We start from the raw sequence: 20,464 nt of genomic DNA on the forward strand, positions 1-20,464 counted from the left end.
ATATTAAAAAGGTTTCACGTGGAACATTTAGATTTTTAATTTTACTATTATGTTTTTAAATGAGTATGATGTTATTGTAGTTGGAGCAGGACATGCTGGTTCTGAAGCTGCGGCTGCGGCTGCAAATTTAGGTTCTTCAACTTTGTTGGTAACGATGAGTCTTCAAAACATTGCTCAGATGTCTTGTAATCCTGCCATGGGTGGAATTGCAAAGGGACAAATTGTTCGCGAAATTGATGCTCTGGGAGGTTACTCAGGAATAGTTTCTGACCGTACAGCAATTCAATTTAAGATGTTGAATAAATCAAAAGGACCTGCTATGTGGTCCCCACGTGTACAGAGTGACCGTATGCGTTTTGCTGAAGAATGGAGAATGATGTTGGAAGGTACGCCTAATCTTGATTTTTATCAAGAAATGGTAAGTGGGTTAATTATTGAAAACGGACGTATAAAAGGAATTAAAACATCTCTTGGAGTTGAGATTCGTGCTAAAGCTGTTGTTTTAACTAATGGTACTTTTTTGAACGGTTTAATTCATATTGGGGAAAAACAATTTGGTGGAGGTAGAGCAGGGGAAAGTGCTGCTTATGGTATAACCGAAGATTTGGTAAATGTAGGTTTTGAATCTGGAAGAATGAAAACGGGTACGCCACCAAGAGTTGATGGTCGGTCTTTGGATTATACAAAAATGAATGAAGAAAAAGGTGATGCTCGTCCTGATAAATTTTCTTATTCTGATGTGACTTCTCCGCTTACTCATCAGCGTTCATGTTATATGACGTATACTTCAAATGAGGTACATGCTATTTTGAGAGAAGGGTTTGATCGTTCTCCTATGTTTAATGGAAGAATTAAAAGTTTAGGTCCTCGTTATTGCCCTTCTATAGAAGATAAAATAAATCGTTTTGCTGATAAAGAACGTCATCAACTTTTTATAGAACCAGAAGGTTGGAATACTTGTGAAGTTTATGTAAATGGTTTTTCTACTTCTTTGCCAGAGGATATTCAATTTAAAGCTTTGCGTTCTGTTGCTGGTTTTGAAAATGTGAAGTTTTTTAGACCAGGTTATGCTATAGAGTATGATTATTTTCCACCAACTCAATTAAAGCATACTTTAGAAACAAAATTGATCGAAGGTTTGTATTTTGCTGGTCAAATTAATGGAACTACTGGATATGAAGAAGCGGCTTCACAAGGATTGATGGCTGGTATAAATGCGCATTTGAAAATTAATGAAAAAGAGCCATTAATTTTGAAACGTGATGAAGCCTATATTGGTGTTCTTATCGATGATCTCATTACCAAAGGTACTGAAGAACCTTATCGAATGTTTACCTCTAGAGCAGAGTATAGAACTTTATTACGCCAAGATAATGCAGATTTTAGACTTACTCCTTTATCTTACGGGATTGGTTTGGCTTCTGAAACAAGATTGCGCCGCATGGAGCACAAGCTAAATGAATCGGAAAAAATGGTTTCCTTTTTCAAAGAAACGAGTGTTACTGTTGCTGAAGCAAATCCAATTTTAGAATCCAAAGGAACTGCGTTGATTTCTCAAGGGGATAAAATGTTTAAAGTGTTTTCACGTCCACAAATAGATTTAGAAGATATTTTAAAATTTGAGAAAGTGCAGCAATACGTTCAGGATAATAATTTGGACCAAGAAATTTTAGAACAAGCAGAAATACAAGTTAAATATTCTGGTTACATAGAAAAAGAACGTAATAATGCAGATAAGCTTGCGCGTCTTGAAGAAGTAAAGATTCCTGAAAACTTTGATTATTCAAAAATAAAATCGATGTCTATTGAAGCTAGACAAAAGCTGAGTAAGATACGTCCAGTTACAATCTCTCAAGCATCACGCATTAGTGGAGTATCTCCTAGCGATATATCTGTGCTATTAATCTATATGGGCAGATAAAATTTTAATCGAATTGTTCCACGTGAAACTTAAATAAAAAATAATGGCATTACTCGTAAAAAGAGTAATGCCTTTTTCAGCAATTAATCAACCTCAAATGAATTTAACTGATAAAAAACATTTTCTTACTGTAAAAGATTATTCTGTTTCCCAAGAAATTTTTGATTTGCATTACGATGCAACTTTGGATATGTTGGTTACTTATCCACAACCAGAATTGAATAATTTAGGAAGGTATTATGAAAGTGTAGATTATATTTCGCATACCGACTCAAAACGCAGTTTATTTGAAAAAGCCTATCATTTTGTAAAAGGTATTGCTTTGAAAAATAAATTAGAATTAATCAATACAGAGCAAACTTCAAAAGGTCAGCTTTTGGATATTGGTGCTGGTACAGGTGATTTTTTGTTAGTAGCCAAAAATAATGGCTGGAATACGACAGGTATCGAACCAAGTGACAAAGCTAAAGCCATAGCAATTACAAAAGGTATTTCTTTTGTACCCGATACATCTTCTTTAGCTTCGCATAGTTTTGATTGTATTACAATGTGGCATGTTTTGGAACACGTTCCTGATTTAGGTTTTCAAATCAAAGAATTAAAGCGATTATTAAAACCTACGGGGACTTTAATTGTTGCTGTACCCAATTTCAAATCATACGATGCAAACTATTACCAAGAATTTTGGGCTGCTTATGATGTTCCGATTCATTTTTGGCATTTTTCAAAAAAAGCTATTGAGCTGCTTTTTCAAAAAGAAAATATGAAATTAAGCAAAGTACTTCCAATGAAGTTTGATTCATTTTATGTGAGTCTATTGTCCGAAAAATATAAAACGGGTAAAATGAATTATTTTTCAGCTTTTTTTGTAGGGCTACGTTCAAATTGGAAAGCAAGACGCACAAATGAGTATTCTTCGCTAATTTATGTGCTAAAAAACAAGTAAAATCTATTTTTAAGCTTTTTTAGCCACGATTTTAATAGAAAACAGTCTATTTGGTCGCTTTTTTTAAAACGCGTCTTATTTTTAATTTATGAGCGTTATTTTTTATCAAGTATTCTTATTGTATTTAAGGCTTTAATAATAAAAATTGATGTTGTTAATTTCGTTCATTTTTTAAACTTTATGTCGCTACTAACTATTTTTTTATATTTTTGTCAAACATCTTAAAATAATAAATTAACTCAAATGAAAAAATCATTACTTATCCTTGCACTAGCAATTTCAATTGTGTCTTGTGATAAAAAAGCAGAAGTAAAAGAAGTAAAAACGGCGTATGTAGATACTTCTGAATTAATGAAGGAATATACAGAGGCAAAAGACCTTGAAGCTAAATACAAAGCACAAGCACAGGAGAAAGGTCGTCAATTAGAAGCTGAAATTAATCGATTCAAACAAGAAGCAGCCAATTTTCAAGCACAAGCACAAGCAAATGGTCAAGAATGGGCTCAAAAGAAAGGTGCTGAATTACAAAAAAGAGAGCAACAGTTAGGTTATGCTCAACAAGCATTGTCTCAGCAGTTGCAAATGGAAAGTGGTAAAGAGATGGATTCATTAGTTAGTGGTGTAAAGAAATTTATAAAGGCTTACGGTAAAGAAAAAGGATACGCTTACATCTACGGTACAGGTGATGCTGCTTCTATTTTGTATGCGGAAGATAAATTTGATATTACTAAAGATATTATCAAAGCCTTGAATGAAAAATACAAAGCTTCTGGTTCTAGTAAAGAAAAAGAAGAAACAAAAAAATAAGCTTTTTTAGCTATTGAAAAGCCTTCATCTATTAAAGATTGAAGGCTTTTTTTTTACTTTTTATTGAATGATTTCAAGATACTTATTTCTATTTTTTTGATTAATGTTTATTTGATGCTCTCTTTTTTTTATACTATTTTAGTTTTTTATTATTATACGCCTTATGCAAACCTTATCTACAGCTGCTGCTTATACGTTGCAATTTATCAATCAAACCAATCGTTCTGTTTTTTTAACAGGGAAGGCAGGAACGGGAAAAACTACTTTGTTAAAAGAGATTATTAAAACGACTCATAAAAACACAGTAGTTGTTGCTCCTACAGGAATTGCGGCTTTAAACGCAAATGGAGTAACGATACACTCTATGTTTCAATTGCCTTTTGGTGCTTTCATACCAGACCATTCTGACCCGCAGTTCTTTGAAAGTACAAAGTTTGAAACGAAGTCCACGCTTAAGCGCCATTTTAAGATGAATGGTGTTAAGAAAGCGGTTATTCGTAATATGGAATTGCTTATAATTGACGAGGTAAGTATGTTGCGAGCTGATTTATTAGACGCAATGGACTTTATGATGCAGACTGTTCGTAAAAATTCTTTTCCCTTTGGCGGGGTGCAAATATTATTTATAGGAGATTTACTACAATTACCTCCTGTTGTTAAAGATGAAGAATGGCGTATTTTACGCAATCATTATAGAGGGAAATTCTTTTTTCATGCTCAAGTTTTAGTTCAATTTCCACCGCTGTATATTGAATTGTCTCATATTTACAGACAAACAGATGAGCGATTCATTACGGTTTTGAATCATTTGAGAAATAATCAAATCACTAATCAAGATATTGCTACTCTAAATCAATTTGTGAAGCCCGATTTTGATTTGAAAGCGAATAAAGGTTTTATTTGTTTGACCACTCATAATGCGAAAGCAGATACGATTAATACAGAATCTTTAAAAGAATTAGCAGGTAAATTATATCGTTTTTATCCTGAGATTACTGGAGATTTTCCTGAAAAGATTTATCCATTAGATTCGCAGTTAGAATTAAAAGTCGGTGCACAAATTATGTTTGTCAAAAATGATTTATCTTTTGATAAACAATATTTTAACGGGAAAATGGGAACTATTGCCTCTTTGACCGAGAAAGAAATTAGGGTACATTTTCCAGAGGAAAACAAAACAATAGAAGTTGAAAAGTACGAATGGCAAAACATCCGTTATCAAGTTGACCCACTCACAAAGGAAATTCAAGAAGAAGTTTTGGGTACTTTTGTTCAGTATCCCATCAAATTGGCTTGGGCAATTACGGTGCATAAAAGCCAAGGTTTAACTTTTGACAAAGCAGCAATTGATGTATCGCAAGTTTTTTTACCCGGACAAGCATATGTTGCTTTATCTCGTTTGCGTTCGTTAGAAGGGCTTATTTTGCTTTCTCCGCTACGAATGAATGGTATTTCTAGTGATCAAGATGTGATGGAGTATGCTCAAAATAAAGCTAGTGATACGTATTTGCAATCGGCATTGCATTTTGAAACCAAACATTTCATTTTAGATTATTTGTGTACGACCTTCAATTGGAAGCAATTAGCACAAGAATGGCGCAATCATCGTTTTAGTTATGAGGAGGCTTCTGATTCATCTCTTAAATCTAGGAATGCAAATTGGGCAAAGGAACAAGCTGATACTATGGAACAGCTATTAGAGCCTGCGTCTAAATTTATTTTGCAATTGCAAAAACTATTTGCAAATGAAACGGTTGACCTCAATCTTATTTTACAACGTATCAATGCAGCATTCGACTATTTTTGGAAGCCAATGGATGCAATGGTAGAATCCCTACTTTGGAAATTGCAAGAAACACAGTATAGTAAGAAATCCAAAGGTTATTTTGAGGAGTTATCACTTTTGGAAGAATTACAGACCAAAGCAGTTCTTAGATTGATGAAAGCACAACTTTTAGTCGCTACAGTTGTTGCTGGGGAAACTATTTCTAAAGAAAAATTAACCTCTCCAGAGATTAAAAATTATTTGTCCCATAAAATTGAAAAAGTAAAGAATGCTTTTAATGAGCAACATGCCAATTTACTTGATGAGAAAATAGATGTAATACGCTATAAAACAAAGGATAAAGGAGCAAAAGTGCAAAAGAAAAATACTGTTGAAGAAACGCATGATTTGTGGTTGGAAAATAAATCCATTACCGAAATAGCGCTTCTTCGAATGTTGACAAAAGAAACCGTCTTGCTGCACATTACTAAGCTAATCTCGCAACAAAAAATAAAAATAGAAGCTGTCCTACCAGAAGATAAATTGAAAGCGCTTTCGGAGGCTTTTTATGGGTATAGTGAAGAAACATTGGCACCTCTAAAAGAAAAATACGGTGAAACCTTCACTTGGGAGGAACTTCGAATGTTTAAGGCGAGTTTAAATAGCTGATTTACAAAAAAAAACCTATTCGTTTGTGAATAGGTTTTTCATTTTTTATAAAGATTGAATCAAAATCCAAGCATCAGGATTATGGTCTTCTATGATTTCTTTTTGAGCTTTTTGAGCCTCGGCAAATGTAGCATAGCTTCCATAAACAACTGGGTAAAGACCATTTTTGTTCTCGGGAATTCTTTTGGCATCATAGCCTAATTTTTTCAACTCTCTAAGTTCTTTATTAGCATTAACTTCACTTCTGTAAGCTCCAGCCATAATGTGGTATCTTAACGATACTACTTCTTTTTTTGAATTTGTTTTTACTGATAATGTCACTGTTGGGATAGGACTTTCAATAAAAAAGGTAGCTTCTTGTATTTTGCTTTGTACCTTTTTTTGTACCGATGTTTCAACCAAAAGTGTAGCATCTTCTATTTGTTTTTGGTAAATGCTATAACCAACACTTGAAGTGATACCTAAACCTAGAACAAAGATTGCCGCGTAACGTAAAAATGGGTAACGTTGTCCTTTTGTAACTTCTTCTTCCTCAGTTTCTTCAGGAGATAAAGTAAGGGTGTGTCTTATTATTGGTTCTTCGACTAAAGTTTTTGCTTCAACTGCTTTTTCGAACAGTTCTCTTTTAACCATTGGAGAAACAAACGGACTTAGTCCAAACGAACTAGTCAAGTAATTGTTGCTATCTTCAGCAGTAAAGACCAAGTTAGCATCAGCATTCAAACGAAAAGTACCAATGTTTTTGAAAGAAAGAACACCGTGTGTTTCTAATCTTTTTTTCCAATTAAATACTTCAAATTGAATGGCACTTACGGCATAATCGTAAGAAGTTTTTTCCGCTTGAGCGATGTGATGCGCAAGTAATCCATCATTGTTTTTTAAATTCGCATTAAACGAAATCAATTTTTTGGGCGGAAAAAACGAATTGGTACTTTCTTGCAATTGAGCAGACTGTGTTTCAGTTAAAAAAGCACCAAAACCCGGTACAGCTACACATTGGTAACGGTACAAAAGCTGAGAGATGTATTGTTCGATTTTCATACTAACAAAGTTAGCCAACCAAAATAGTTATCAAAATTTTATTCACAATTTTTATTAACAAATTCCATTAAAATTTATATATTTCACTTTCAATAACTTATTACATTTGAATTAGCGATAGTTCCATTGAATTCCTCTGAAAAAGATACTTTTTGAGGATGTTTTTTGGTTTATTTCTGTTCAATTTTTTTCTATACGCCAAAATTTTAAAGTAAAAGCATGACCAATCAAGATTTATTTTTTCTGCTAGCCCTGCAGCGTGTTGAAGGGGTTGGCGATATAGTTGCTAAGAAATTACTACAACATTTAGGTTCAGCCGAAGCCGTTTTCAAAGCAAAACCACAGCAATTGGCCGCTATTGATGGAATAGGAGCGACCCTCATTAAAAATTTAAAAGACCCAACCGTATTTTCGAAAGCACAAGCGGAACTCGATTACCTTCTTAATAATCAGATAAATGTTTCGTTTTTTCAAGACAAAAAGTATCCTGAATCCTTAAAACAATGTGTTGATGGTCCACTACTTTTGTTCAGTACAGGCGAACAAGATTGGACCAATAAAAAAATGATTAGCATTGTTGGTACGCGTCAAATCACCGCCTATGGTACCGAATTTTGCAAACAATTCATCTCCGATTTGGCTCCCTTAAACCCAGTAATCATCAGCGGATTTGCCTATGGTGTGGATATAGTGGCGCACCAAGCAGCAATGGATCATGGTCTTCAAACTATTGGAGTCTTGGCACATGGGATGCAACATATTTATCCCAAAAACCATAAAAAGTACATGGTCAAAATGGAACAAAATGGCGGATTTATCTCCGAATTTTGGAGTACAACCCCTCCAGATAAAGAAAATTTTGTTCGTCGCAATCGCATTGTAGCCGGTATGGCTCAGGCAACTATCGTCATAGAGTCTGCCGAACGAGGAGGTTCATTAATCACCGCCCAAATAGCCAATGATTATAATCGTGACGTATTTGCGGTTCCGGGGCGATCCACTGATAAGTATTCATTAGGATGCAATAATCTTATCAAAACTCAAAAAGCAGCAATGATTACAAGTGCTGCCGATTTAATTTATAATCTCAATTGGGATATACAAACCAATCCAAAAGCCATTCAAAAACAACTCTTCGTGGCTTTAGAGCCAGATGAACAAAAAATCTACGATTACCTTTTACAATCTGGCAAAGAAATGCTTGATAGCATTGCCATAGATTGTCAATTGCCAACTTTCAAACTTTCAAGTTTACTCTTGAATATGGAACTCAAAGGCGTCATTCGTCCTTTACCAGGCAAATTGTTTGAAGCGATTTAGTTATGATTTTTTATTTGGGCGTGCCCCTACGTAAAAACTTCGGGTCGGGCTGTACGTTCCCGCTTCCCGATGAAAAATCGGGAGAGCTCCACTGCCATCCCTCACGCAAATCCCTATCTTAACTTATAATTTTCATTTTTCTTCACAATAAATCATACTTTTGAAATAAAAATCAAAAATGAAGTTATACGCTATAGAAACTGGAAATTTTAAACTAGACGGAGGCGCTATGTTTGGCGTGGTCCCCAAAACCATTTGGAACAAAACCAATCCCGCCGATGCTAATAATTTGATAGACATTTCCGCACGTTGTTTGTTAATCGAAGACGGCAATCGCTTGATTTTGATAGATACAGGAATGGGCAACAAACAATCCGAGAAGTTTTTTGGATACTATTCGCTTTGGGGCAGTCATTCTTTGGACGCTTCCTTGGCAAAGCACGGTTTTCATCGCGACGATATTACCGATGTTTTTATGACCCATTTGCATTTTGACCATTGCGGAGGAAGCATTCAGTGGAATAAAGACAGAACAGGCTATGAACCTGCTTTTAAAAACGCTAAATTTTGGACCAACGAAAACCATTGGCAATGGGCCACACAACCCAATGCGCGTGAAAAAGCTTCCTTTTTGTCCGAAAATATTTTGCCAATGCAAGAAAGCGGTCAGCTTCATTTTATCCAACGTCCAGAAGGTGATTTTGGTGCATCAACCGAAATGGGTTTTGACATTTTCTACGCCGATGGCCACACCGAAAAGCAAATGCTACCACATATTTCATACAACGGAAAAACCATCGTTTTTTGTGCTGATTTATTGGCTACGGCAGGTCACATCCCATTACCCTATGTGATGGGCTACGACACCCGCCCGTTGCTGACTATGCCCGAAAAAAGCAAAGTACTCACAGCCGCCGCAGATCACAACCACTTTTTGTTCTTAGAACACGATGCCCATAACGAAATCATTACGGTACAACACACCGAAAAAGGCGTTCGTTTAAAAGAGGTTTTTACATGTGAAGAAGTGTTGTAAAAGATTATTTGGATACAAAAAAGGCTATTTCAATTTTGAAATAGCCTTTTTTGATTGGGATAAGTGAAGTTTATTTTACAATAATTTTCTTGACCGTTGTGGCTCCTTCACTATCTATGTACATGTAGTAAATTCCTTTTGGGAACTGCTCAAAATTAGCCGTTGTGCTTGTTCCGTTACTGCTGTATGGAACATTGACTTGTTTTCCTAAGCCATCATAAATTCTCAAATTACTAACCGAAACGTTTTCAATTAAAAGCGGTCCTTTTGTTGGATTCGGATACACACTTAGTTTTTCAAAAACAATATCAGAAGTCGATAGATTAGCACAAGATTCTGAGTAGGATGCTGTAACATCTTTACTTGAAGACCAATTGGCATCAGCATAAGTTTTGCTATCTACTTGAATACAAGTTAAATTAGGGTTTCCTTTAGTTAAATAGTAAAGTGCCTTACTATTGTATCCATTTTTTAAATTCAAGGTAGTCAAAAGATTGTCTTTTACATTTAAGTCTGCAAGTACTTTATTGGTAGATACATCAAATTTTTGTAAACTATTTTTATTAGCCTGAATAATAGTTAGTAAGAGGTTCTTGCTAACGTCCAAAGAGGTTAAATAATTGAAATGACAGTAGAGTTCAGTAAGTTTTAAATTTTTTGTGATATCCAACTTTGTTAAACTATTGATTCCACAATCAAGCACCTCTAAATTTTTAAAATCTTGTATTCCAGTCAAATCTTGTATTTCCGCCATTTGTAAATTAATCGATTTTAAGTATTCGATACTGGTAGTTTTTACTTTTCCGTTTTTACCGTCATTATCAATACCTAATGCAATTAATTTTTCTTCAAATTTAACATCAGGAATAGTGGTATAAACAACCGTAGAAGAACAGTTTAACGAAAAGTCAGCTGTTGCATCTTTTTGTGTAAAATTGGCTACAGCATAAGCCACATCATCCACTAAAATACAATAAAGACTAGTATTATTTCTAATGTCTAACGTAGACAATATTGTGTTTTTACCATTTTTCAAGTTCAAGCTTGTCAAGACATTGTCCTTGCAAATTAGTGTTTCTAAAAGAACATTCTTTGAAAGGTCTAAAGCAGCGATTTTATTATTTCTTGCGCTTAGCGTTTTAAGTAGTAGATTCTTGCTAACATCCAAAACCGCTATCTGATTGTCAAAACAAGCCAAATACGAAAGGTTTATGTTTTTGGAAACGTCAAGCGTAGTTATTAAATTGTTGTTGCAATACAGCTCTGTTAAAGCGATGTTTTTACTAATATCAATAGTGGTAAGTTCATTAGCGTTACAAACGAGTGATTTTAAGGATTTAAAATCTTGAATTCCTGTTAAGTCTTTAATACCAGCATTAATTACACTAAGATCCGTAAGTGTTTCAATGCTTGCTGTTTTTACTTTTCCGTTTTTACCATCGGTATCGATGCCTAATAGGATTAATCTATCCTCAAAGCTTGGGTCAGGAATCAAAGTATAAGGGGTACAATCGGTAGCATTAAAAGAAGTGGTAGCATCTTTTTTAGTCGACCAATTAGCATTAGCATAGGTCTCATCATCCACCAAAATACACTTTAGATTTGGGTTACCAGCAAGATTAATTGAATTCGTGGGTATTAACGTGTTTTTACCATTTTTGAGATTTAAACTGGTTAATTTGTTGTACGCACAATAAAAAGTAGTTAAAGCCACATTTTTAGAAAGATCTATCGTAGTTAATTGGTTGTTTTCACAATCAAGATATTTTATAGCTACATTTTTAGACAGATCTAGAGTGGTTAATTTGTTATTATAACATTTTAGATTAGTTAAAGCCACATTTATAGAAAGATCAAGTGTGGTTAATTCATTATTATTACAATAGAGCTGGTTTAAAACCAAATTTTTAGATAGATCTATTGAATTTAATTTGTTGAAAAAACAGTCTAGTCTAGTTAGCTCCACATTTTTAGAAAGGTCTATTGTGGTTAATTGATTGCGAGAACAATCAAGAAATGATAAAGCCACATTTTTGGTTATATCTAAGCTGGTTAAACCATTATTGTAACAGTATAAGGTTTTTAACGCTACAAAATCTTGAATCCCGGTTAAGTTGGTAATCCCACTATTACTAACATTAAGTGAGGTTATGCCAGCTATGCTTTCGGTTGCCACTTTTCCGTTTTTACCATCTCTATCAATCCCTAGTGCGATCAATTTATCTTCAAATTTAGCATCTGGAATTAACGTGTAAACAGTACAATCTAAACTAAAACTTGCGGTAACATCTTTGGTAGTGTTCCATTTTTCAGCAGCAGCAATATCCGCTACTTGAATACAAGTTAAATTTGAATTAGTAGCACAATTTAAAGCAGCAATCGTGGTGTTTTTAGATAGATCTAATTTTTTCAATTGATTTCCAGAACAATTTAAAGTAGTCAAGGCTTTAAACCCTTCGATACCTTTTAAATCTATAATGCCACTATTACTAACATCCAACATAGTTATAGTTGCAATACTTGAGTTCAAGATTACACCATTTTTCCCATCCGTATCAATGCCTAAAGCAATGAGTTTGTCTTCAAATTTAGCATCTGGTATTTGTGTTATTAAGTTACAATCATACGGTGAGAAAAAAGCAAAAGAATCTTTTTTATCCGCCCAATTGGTATTGGCGTAGGCAACATCGTCTACTGCAATACAGTTTAATTTTAGGTTACTAGTAAGATTTATATTTATGTTATCTAGTAAAGTATTTTTACCATTTTTGAGATTCAAACTGGTTAATTGGTTACTTGTTACTTTAAGTACAAATAAATTTACATTTTTAGAAAGATCCAGTGTGGTTAATTTGTTATTATCACAATATAGAGTACCTAAAGCCACATTTTTAGAAAGATCTAGTGTGGTTAATTCATTATTACCACAATAGAGCTGGTTTAAAACCAAATTTTTAGATAGATCTATTGAATTTAATTTGTTGAAATAACAGTCTAGTCTAGTTAGCTCCACATTTTTAGAAAGGTCTATTGTGGTTAATTGATTGCGAGAACAATCAAGAAATGATAAAGCCACATTTTTGGTTATATCTAAGCTGGTTAAACCATTACTGTTACAATTCAAGTTTTTTAACGATACAAAATCTTGTATTCCTTTCAAGTCTGTTATCGAACTAGAAGAAACATCAAGTGAGGTTATGCCCGCTATACTTTGAGTAGCCACTTTACCATTTTTACCATCTTTATCAATCCCTAGTGCGATCAGTTTATCTTCAAATTTAGTATCTGGAATTAACGTGTAAATAGTACAATCTAAACTAAAACTTGCGGTAGCATCTTTGGTAGTGTTCCATTTTTCAGCAGCAGCAATATCAGCTACCTGTATACAAGTTAAAGTAGAGCTATTAGAACAATTTAAAGTAGCTATTTCAGTGTTTTTAGAAAGATCTAATTTTTTCAATTGATTTCCAGAACAATTTAAAGTAGTCAAGGCTTTAAATCCTTCGATACCTTTTAAATCTATAATGCTACTATTACTAACATCTAATGTAGCTATAGTTGCAATACTTGAACTTAAGACTACACCATTTTTCCCATCAGTGTCAATGCCCAAGGCAATAAGTTTGTCTTCAAATTTAGCATCCGGTATTTGTGTAATCAAGCTACAATCATACGGTGAGAAAAAAGCAAAAGGATCTTTTTTATTCGCCCAATTGGTATTGGCATAGTTAGCATCATCCACCAAAATACAGCTTAGATTTAGGTTTTGAGTAAGGTCTATGTTATTTGTAGTAATTAAAGTGTTTTTTCCATTTTTAAGATTCAAACTGATTAATTTATTATATGAACAATTAAAATCTGATAAAGCCACATTTTTAGAAAGATCTAATGTGGTTAATTGGTTCCTCCAACAATAAAGTCTTGTTAAAGCTACATTTTTAGACAGATCTAATGTGGTTAATTTATTATATGAACAATTAAAATTTGATAAAGCCACATTTTTAGAAAGATCTAATGTGGTTAATTGGTTGCTAGAACAATAAAGAGTAGTTAAAGCCACATTTTTAGAAATGTCTAGGGTTGTTAATTGGTTAGTAGAACAATCAAGATTAGTTAAAGCTACATTGTTAGAAACATCCAAACCAGTTATTCCATTCACAGAAACATTTAAATAGGTCAGCAGCACGTTCTTAGAGATGTCTATACTTTTTATTTTATTATAACAAATATGCAAACTAGATAAGACACTGTTATTGGAGACATCAATTTTTGTCAATAACCCATTCCCACCATTGAGCGAACCACTATTACCTGAGCAAATCAATGTTTTTAGAGCTACAAAATCCTCTATTCCAGTTAAATCAGCAATGGTAGTTGCGTCAAGAGTGAGTGATGTTACAGCCTTTATATTCGAAGTCAACACTTTACCATCAGGAGTACCAGAATCGTGTCCTAGTGCAATTAATTTTTTCTCAAAATTAAGATCAGGAATCGAAGTGTATAGTGGCCCTAAAGTAGCCGCATCAACCACAGAAACATTATCAACTAAGATTTCTGAGTTCAGCGTACCGGTTGTCCAGATATCTACTTCGATAGATTCGCTTACGGTTGGGGTGTAGTCAAATTCTAATTTACGCCATTCAGTACTAGAAGTTACCGCAGTTGTTTTTTTGGCAATTTCTTCTTTAAAAGTGCCTGGTTTGTGATACAAACTTAACTCAATGGACGAGAAAGTACCCGTAACCAGTTTGTGATACATCGTAATGCGATACGTTTTACCGGCTACAACCGGAAAAAATTCGCTGTTGATGAAATTAAGAGTACCGCTTGTAATTTGCATTTTAGTACTCGAACTTCCATTTTGAGCAGAAGTGCTTTGAAATACTAATCCGCTAAAAGATCTGAGCCATTTGTCTGGTTGTGAGGAGGATGTCCAGTTTTCGAAATCACCATTGGGCACCAAATTGGTTTGGGCTTGCAAGGTAATGGTCAAAAACAAAAACATCAAAAGTAATTTTGTTTTCATAAAAAAGGGGTTTGTAATAAAATACTACAAGTTTATAAAATCTCTTTTATTTTAACTAAAAAATTATTAAGAATATTCCATGTTTTTTTGTTTTCAAAATTTTACGGACTTTAAATCCACTTTTCTCACAAAAAACAGTTAACAATTGCACGCTATCTAATTCACTTCTCTTATTTTTGGAAAGAAAAACTAATTCTAATTCATCATCAATGAAAAAAATAAAATACACCCAATGGGCTTTGGCATTGGCATTGGCTTTTTGTTTATCAGGGAATGCACAGACATTTACGGGTAAAAAAGGAAAATTAACCGAGCAACAATTGCAGCGTTGGTCGCATTTAGATTTGGCTAAAGACAGTATTCCAGGAATGAGTGTCGACAAAATGTATGCAGAGTTAATCAAAGATAAAAAAGGAAAAAAAGTCATTGTAGGCATCATTGATTCTGGAGTGGATATTGAGCACGAAGACTTAAAATCAGTACTTTGGACAAACAAAAAAGAAATTGCTGGCAACGGTATTGACGATGACAAAAATGGGTTTATCGACGATGTACACGGATGGAATTTCTTGGGCAACGATTTGCACGAAACCTTAGAAATGACGCGTATTGTCAAAAAAGGTGACGATGGTTCAGCTACTTACAAACAAGCCAAAACAGCCTATGACAAAAAATATGCTGAGGCGATGCAAGGCAAGCAACAAGTTGATTTTATTATCAATGTTGACAAAGTCGTGCAAAAACACTTGCAAAAAGAGGTATATACGCTAGATGAAGTAAAAGCTATTACGACTACAGAGCCTGAGTTGACCAATGCGAAAGCCGTGATGACTCAAATTTTGACCAATGCTGGAGCAGACTTTAAAGGGCAAATCGAAGAATACCGTAAGTATGTGTACGATCAATTGAACTACAATTTGAATTTGGAGTTAGATGGACGTAAAGCGGTTGGAGACAATCCAGACGACATCAAAAACACCAAATATGGTAACAATATTGTTTTTGGTCCAGACAAAGAAGAGGCCTTACACGGAACTCACGTTGCGGGGATTGTTGCACAAACACGAAACAACAATTTAGGCGGAGATGGGATTGCTAACAATGTTGAAATTATGACCATTCGTGCCGTTCCAGACGGAGATGAATATGATAAAGATATTGCTTTGGCTATTCGCTATGCAGTAGACAATGGTGCTAAAGTTATCAACGGAAGTTTTGGGAAAAGTTTTTCACCACACAAGCAATGGGTGTATGACGCTATCAAATATGCTGAGAAAAAAGATGTACTTTTTGTTCACGCAGCGGGCAATGATGGACTTAATATAGATTTAGCCGAAAATGCTAATTTCCCGAACGATTCAGACGATAACAAAATAGAATTTGCTTCGAATGTAATCACAGTTGGAGCATTAAACTATAACTATGGCGAAGGAGTAATCGCTGGTTTTTCTAATTATGGCGCTTTCAATGTAGATGTTTTTGCTCCAGGTGAAGAAATCTATGCTACCATCCCGAATAACAAATACAAATATTTGCAAGGAACTTCTATGGCTTCTCCAAATGTAGCGGGTGTAGCGGCAATGATTCGTTCTTATTTCCCAAAATTGTCGGCCAAACAAGTAAAACAAATCTTGATGAGTTCTGGAACTCCATTACCATCAAAAGTAGTTGTTGGCGAAAAGAAAGAATTGAAAAATGCTGCTGAGGTAGGCAAATCCGCTTCGATGGTCAATGCTTATAATGCTTTTAAAATGGCAGAGCAATTGAGTAAAAACCCAAAAGCAAAATTGAAAATCCAAGGATAAAACCTTGAACATATTAATCATAAAGTTATTCGAATGAAAAAAATAGTTTTAGTCTCCTTTTTATTATCCGCTTTTGGATGGCTTTCGGCTCAAAACACTAGCTATTGGCAACAACACGTCGATTACAAAATGGATGTGTCGATGGATGTGAAAACCTATCAATACAAAGGGAAACAAGAATTGGTGTACACCAATAATTCACCTGAGACCTTGACTAGAGTTTTCTATCATTTGTATCCTAATGCTTTTTCACCAGGAAGCGAAATGGATGCGAGAATCCAAAGTATCAAAGATCCTGATGCACGTATGGTGCACAAAGCCACGGTAAATGGAGTAGAAACCAAACAAAGCCGCATCAAAGATTTGAAACCCAACGAAATTGGTTTTTTGCATATTGCTAATTTTAAACAAGATGGAGTAGCGGCTTCGGCGAAAGAAGTTGGAACGATACTCGAAGTTACTTTGGCTAAGCCTTTATTACCAGGCGCAAAAACCATTTTCACACTTGATTTTGAAGGACAAGTTCCCGTTCAAATTCGTCGTTCTGGGCGCAATAACAAAGAAGGTGTTGAATTATCGATGACGCAATGGTACCCAAAAATGGCCGAATTCGATTTTGAAGGTTGGCACGCCGATCCGTATATCGCTCGAGAATTTCACGGTGTTTGGGGTAATTTTGATGTGAAAATTACGATTGACAAAGCCTACGTTTTGGGCGGATCGGGTTACTTGCAAAACAAAAACAACATTGGTTATGGCTACCAAGATGCTGGCGTTACGGTGCCAGTCAACAAAAAATCGAAAACGCTGACGTGGCATTTTTATGCTCCAGACGTGCACGATTTCACTTGGGCTGCAGACAAAGACTATTTGCACGATGTGATAAAAGGACCGAACAACGTAGATTTACACTTTTTATACAAAAACAATCCAAAGATTATTGCCAATTGGAAAGCCTTGCAACCCAAGACGGCTAAGCTTATGGAAATCTATAATGAAACCGTTGGCAACTATCCTTACAAGCAGTATTCTGTAATTCAGGGTGGCGACGGCGGAATGGAGTACGCCATGTGTACTTTGATTTTAGGCGAAGGAACTTTCGAGGGATTATTGGGAGTTACGGGTCACGAAATGGCGCACTCTTGGTTCCAACACGTTTTGGCGTCTAACGAATCCAAACACGGATGGATGGACGAAGGATTCACTTCGTTTTTGGAAGATTTTGGTCTGAATGCCATTTCCGAGAAACCCGTTGAAAATCCTTTTATTAATGCTTACAAAGGTTACCTTGCTATGGCCAATTCTGGCGAAGAGCAGCCACAAAGCACGCACGCCGATAGATTTGACAAAAACCGTTGGTACAGTATTACCTCTTACAGCAAAGGCGAAGTGTTCTTAACGCAATTGGGTTATTTGATTGGGAAAGACAACCTATTGAAAACCTTGAAAAAGTACTATCAAGACTTTCAATTCAAACATCCAACGCCAAATGACATCAAAAGAAGCGCAGAACGCATTTCTGGCGCCAATTTGGACTGGTATTTGACCGATTGGACCCAAACTACCAACACGATTGATTACGCCATAAAAGAAGCCAAAGAAGCCGCCGACAAAACTGTGGTGACGTTAGAACGCATCGGGCGTATGCCAATGCCTATCGATTTGTATGTAGAATACACCGATGGTACTACCGAAAGCTTCTACATTCCGTTGCGAATGATGAGTTTTGAAAAAGAAAATCCAACGCCAGCCATCAAAAGAACGGTGGCCAAAGATTGGGCTTGGGCGTATCCCACCTATGAGTTGACGATTGGCAAACCCAAATCAGCCATCAAAAAAATCACCATCGATCCTAGTGGTTTACTAGCCGATGTAAAACCCGCCAACAACATTTTGGAAGTGAAATAATTTTTTCGAAATACCTTAAAAAGTCTAGTGAAAGCTAGACTTTTTTTTTAACCCTGTCAGAGTTCAAAACTCTGACAGGGTTTGCTAAGGGAACTACCATTTGACTTCGAATTCGAGCCCATTCGTGTCATTGGTGTTTGTTTTTTTTAGGAGCAGCACTTCTTTGCGTACCACACGAGTTGTCCCGCTTTCCGTTATAATCTTATGCCCCGAACCCCGGGCCATAAGGATTTCCACTACAATCGGGTCTAGACGAGAGCTTTTTGTTTTCATAATAAAAACATAGAATGGCATAAAAAGTATGAAGATTAACGATTTGCTTGTTGCCTCTAGCTCGGCCTACATATCTTTTTTGACAAAATTGTCTAAAAGGGTCTATTTCAACACCCATTATTTTTGTTCAAATCACGTTCAAAAAGCACCTTATTGTCGTGCTCAATATAGTCGCTCGATAAAATCAAATGGGGATGATTATCAGAGAGTCCGGCGCTACGGCTTTTGATAGTTATTGTGTCGTTAACTTTTAAGTCTTTTAATAGCTCGAATTCTTTAGGAATGAATTGCATCATATATCGTTCGCCCTTAATATCCACAATAAGCCATTTGGGTCCCGAATTATTGGTACTTGGACGCTGATAATTCATACAAGTAACCACGGCTTCCATTTTGCTGAAAGCTTTTATAGAAGGCTTTATTTTTTCATAACTAGCCTGCACTTTTTTCCCCAATGGCGATACTTTCCAAGCCATATACCGTTTGCCGTCAGGAGAAGCTTCCCATTTTTTTCTTGCTTTTTCATTGGCTTTTTTGTCAGCAATCGAACTTGGTTTCTTGGGGGAATTGTTTTCATTTTTCATTTCATAATTAGCCAATACTACTCCGCTTAGTAAAGTCAGGGCTAAGGTCAATAAATAGATGGTTTTTTTCATAGCGTTGCCGTTTTTTAAAATTGATACTGCGAATGTATTTGAATATTTTAAGGCTGAAGCAATTGGGATTGTAAATAAAAATGTAAACTTTGTAAATAAAAACTTGACACCATGCAATTTAGTCAACATCTCCTTTCCAGACAACGCAACTACCTCTTCGGATGGATGGGACTCTTATTCATTGTAGTAATCTGCGTTGGATTCAGCTTTGGGGATAAGGACAACTATGCTAGTTCTAAACGAGAAGTGTTATTGCGCCGCATTGGACACGACATACTCCTGCAGTCTGGCGACAGTACTTCAAGAGTGCTTCCCATAAAAAAGATTTCCGAGAACGAGTATCAAATCACTTTTGAGAGTGCGTTTAGCTTTCAACCCGATGCTCTGGTGAAAACGACGCAGCGTTGGTTAGCCAAAGACCCGCTAGCCAACGATTATGTGGTTAGTGTGCTTAACTGTGCCAACGCGACTGTCGCTTATGGATACGCCATTTCCAAAAACAAAAAAGACGATATTGTAGCCTGTCTAGGAAGAAAGCAACCCGTGGCTTGTTATACCATCAATATTACCTTTAAAACCAATGGCTTCGCAACAAACTATGGGTATATTTTGGGAGGTTTGTCCTTTTTTGCCCTGCTTGGTTTTGTTTTTTTGAAGCCAGCTAAGCCGAAAAATACGGTAGCCAAAACCGAGGATGACAAGCTATTTACTTTTGGTTCGGTCGTGTTTGATGCGCAACAACGTCAACTGCAAATCAACGAAACAATCGAAGTTTTGACCGCAACCGAAACGCGTTTGTTGCGCATTTTTGCTTCAGCTCCCAACGAAACCATAGCCCGAAGCCGCTTGCAAAAAGAAATTTGGGAAGACGAAGGTGTCATCGTGGGCCGTAGTCTGGATATGTTCATCTCAAAACTCAGAAAAAAACTAGAACTGGATACAAGGAGTAACATTGTAGTGGTACGCGGCAAAGGATACAAGTTGGAAGTAACGGCTTAATGGAAAACTATCGCGGTCGCAAATGGGAATTCGAAGGAATGCATTCGTGCTCATTCGTGTAATTTGTGTTTGTTTTTTAGGAGCAGCACTTCTTTGAACACCTCACGAGTTGTCCCGCTGTTCGTTACAATCTTTATTGCCGAACCCCGGCAACAAAGGATTTCCACTGCCATCCTTTAGATTTGCTAAATAAATTTAGAGTACTTTTAATCAACAACCAAACTGACAAAGTGAACCTTATCTTCCATCAAAGTTAGCTACTTATGCCCCGATTAGGACTTTGTCAGTTATA

General features: G+C 35.6%; 12 protein-coding genes. 9 read left to right on the top strand and 3 right to left on the bottom strand.

Going from position 1 to position 20,464, the window contains the following annotated elements; genetic code table 11:
• Nucleotides 1-49: 49 nt before the first annotated feature.
• From mnmG to ACZ1AQ_RS08345, 4 genes are all read left to right on the top strand, one after another.
• Entirely contained in the window at nt 50-1,921 is a 1,872-nt protein-coding gene (mnmG, locus tag ACZ1AQ_RS08330) for a tRNA uridine-5-carboxymethylaminomethyl(34) synthesis enzyme MnmG (protein ID WP_489632457.1), read from the top strand.
• 97 nt (nt 1,922-2,018) lie between these two features.
• Nucleotides 2,019-2,867, top strand: a complete 849-nt coding sequence (locus ACZ1AQ_RS08335; RefSeq protein WP_489632473.1) for a class I SAM-dependent methyltransferase — start codon at nt 2,019-2,021, stop codon at nt 2,865-2,867.
• Nucleotides 2,868-3,110: 243 nt separating this feature from the next.
• Nucleotides 3,111-3,674, top strand: coding sequence for an OmpH/Skp family outer membrane protein (locus tag ACZ1AQ_RS08340; protein WP_489632458.1), 564 nt, complete (start codon nt 3,111-3,113; stop codon nt 3,672-3,674).
• A gap of 163 nt (nt 3,675-3,837) precedes the next feature.
• Nucleotides 3,838-6,108, top strand: a complete 2,271-nt coding sequence (locus ACZ1AQ_RS08345; protein WP_489632459.1) for a helix-turn-helix domain-containing protein — start codon at nt 3,838-3,840, stop codon at nt 6,106-6,108.
• 45 nt (nt 6,109-6,153) lie between these two features.
• Here ACZ1AQ_RS08345 and ACZ1AQ_RS08350 read toward each other — a convergent pair whose 3' ends face one another.
• A complete protein-coding gene (locus ACZ1AQ_RS08350) occupies nt 6,154-7,149 on the bottom strand; it encodes an HU domain-containing protein (protein WP_489632460.1) in 996 nt (331 codons plus the stop codon).
• Between the two features lie 219 nt (nt 7,150-7,368).
• Here ACZ1AQ_RS08350 and dprA point away from each other — a divergent pair, with 219 nt between their 5' ends.
• Complete coding sequence (gene dprA, locus ACZ1AQ_RS08355; protein ID WP_489632461.1) at nt 7,369-8,469, top strand: DNA-processing protein DprA; 1,101 nt, start codon at nt 7,369-7,371, stop codon at nt 8,467-8,469.
• A 178-nt stretch (nt 8,470-8,647) separates the two neighbouring features.
• The gene (locus ACZ1AQ_RS08360) at nt 8,648-9,505 is read left to right on the top strand and encodes an MBL fold metallo-hydrolase (protein ID WP_489632462.1); all 858 of its coding nucleotides are present in this window, start codon (nt 8,648-8,650) and stop codon (nt 9,503-9,505) included.
• Nucleotides 9,506-9,575: 70 nt separating this feature from the next.
• Here ACZ1AQ_RS08360 and ACZ1AQ_RS08365 read toward each other — a convergent pair whose 3' ends face one another.
• Entirely contained in the window at nt 9,576-14,531 is a 4,956-nt protein-coding gene (locus tag ACZ1AQ_RS08365) for a T9SS type A sorting domain-containing protein (protein ID WP_489632463.1), read from the bottom strand.
• A 209-nt stretch (nt 14,532-14,740) separates the two neighbouring features.
• On the opposite strand from ACZ1AQ_RS08365, the gene ACZ1AQ_RS08370 reads away from it, so the two are divergent.
• Nucleotides 14,741-16,336: a S8 family peptidase gene (locus ACZ1AQ_RS08370; protein ID WP_489632464.1), complete on the top strand. Its 1,596-nt coding sequence runs from the start codon at nt 14,741-14,743 to the stop codon at nt 16,334-16,336.
• 33 nt (nt 16,337-16,369) lie between these two features.
• Complete coding sequence (locus tag ACZ1AQ_RS08375; RefSeq protein ID WP_489632465.1) at nt 16,370-18,244, top strand: M1 family metallopeptidase; 1,875 nt, start codon at nt 16,370-16,372, stop codon at nt 18,242-18,244.
• 380 nt (nt 18,245-18,624) lie between these two features.
• Here ACZ1AQ_RS08375 and ACZ1AQ_RS08380 read toward each other — a convergent pair whose 3' ends face one another.
• Nucleotides 18,625-19,173, bottom strand: a complete 549-nt coding sequence (locus ACZ1AQ_RS08380; protein ID WP_489632466.1) for a hypothetical protein — start codon at nt 19,171-19,173, stop codon at nt 18,625-18,627.
• A 111-nt stretch (nt 19,174-19,284) separates the two neighbouring features.
• Here ACZ1AQ_RS08380 and ACZ1AQ_RS08385 point away from each other — a divergent pair, with 111 nt between their 5' ends.
• Nucleotides 19,285-20,172, top strand: a complete 888-nt coding sequence (locus tag ACZ1AQ_RS08385) for a winged helix-turn-helix domain-containing protein (RefSeq protein ID WP_489632467.1) — start codon at nt 19,285-19,287, stop codon at nt 20,170-20,172.
• The last annotated feature ends 292 nt before the right edge of the window (nt 20,173-20,464 follow it).

The sequence above is a fragment of the Flavobacterium sp. UM26 genome, assembly GCF_057922445.1.

Bases quoted from the DNA above. Each gene is read 5' to 3' on its own strand.
- mnmG (WP_489632457.1), top strand. From the start codon at position 50: ATGTTTTTAAATGAGTATGATGTTATTGTAGTTGGAGCAGGACATGCT.
- ACZ1AQ_RS08335 (WP_489632473.1), top strand. From the start codon at position 2,019: ATGAATTTAACTGATAAAAAACATTTTCTTACTGTAAAAGATTATTCT.
- ACZ1AQ_RS08340 (WP_489632458.1), top strand. From the start codon at position 3,111: ATGAAAAAATCATTACTTATCCTTGCACTAGCAATTTCAATTGTGTCT.
- ACZ1AQ_RS08345 (WP_489632459.1), top strand. From the start codon at position 3,838: ATGCAAACCTTATCTACAGCTGCTGCTTATACGTTGCAATTTATCAAT.
- ACZ1AQ_RS08350 (WP_489632460.1), bottom strand. From the start codon at position 7,149: ATGAAAATCGAACAATACATCTCTCAGCTTTTGTACCGTTACCAATGT.
- dprA (WP_489632461.1), top strand. From the start codon at position 7,369: ATGACCAATCAAGATTTATTTTTTCTGCTAGCCCTGCAGCGTGTTGAA.
- ACZ1AQ_RS08360 (WP_489632462.1), top strand. From the start codon at position 8,648: ATGAAGTTATACGCTATAGAAACTGGAAATTTTAAACTAGACGGAGGC.
- ACZ1AQ_RS08365 (WP_489632463.1), bottom strand. From the start codon at position 14,531: ATGAAAACAAAATTACTTTTGATGTTTTTGTTTTTGACCATTACCTTG.
- ACZ1AQ_RS08370 (WP_489632464.1), top strand. From the start codon at position 14,741: ATGAAAAAAATAAAATACACCCAATGGGCTTTGGCATTGGCATTGGCT.
- ACZ1AQ_RS08375 (WP_489632465.1), top strand. From the start codon at position 16,370: ATGAAAAAAATAGTTTTAGTCTCCTTTTTATTATCCGCTTTTGGATGG.
- ACZ1AQ_RS08380 (WP_489632466.1), bottom strand. From the start codon at position 19,173: ATGAAAAAAACCATCTATTTATTGACCTTAGCCCTGACTTTACTAAGC.
- ACZ1AQ_RS08385 (WP_489632467.1), top strand. From the start codon at position 19,285: ATGCAATTTAGTCAACATCTCCTTTCCAGACAACGCAACTACCTCTTC.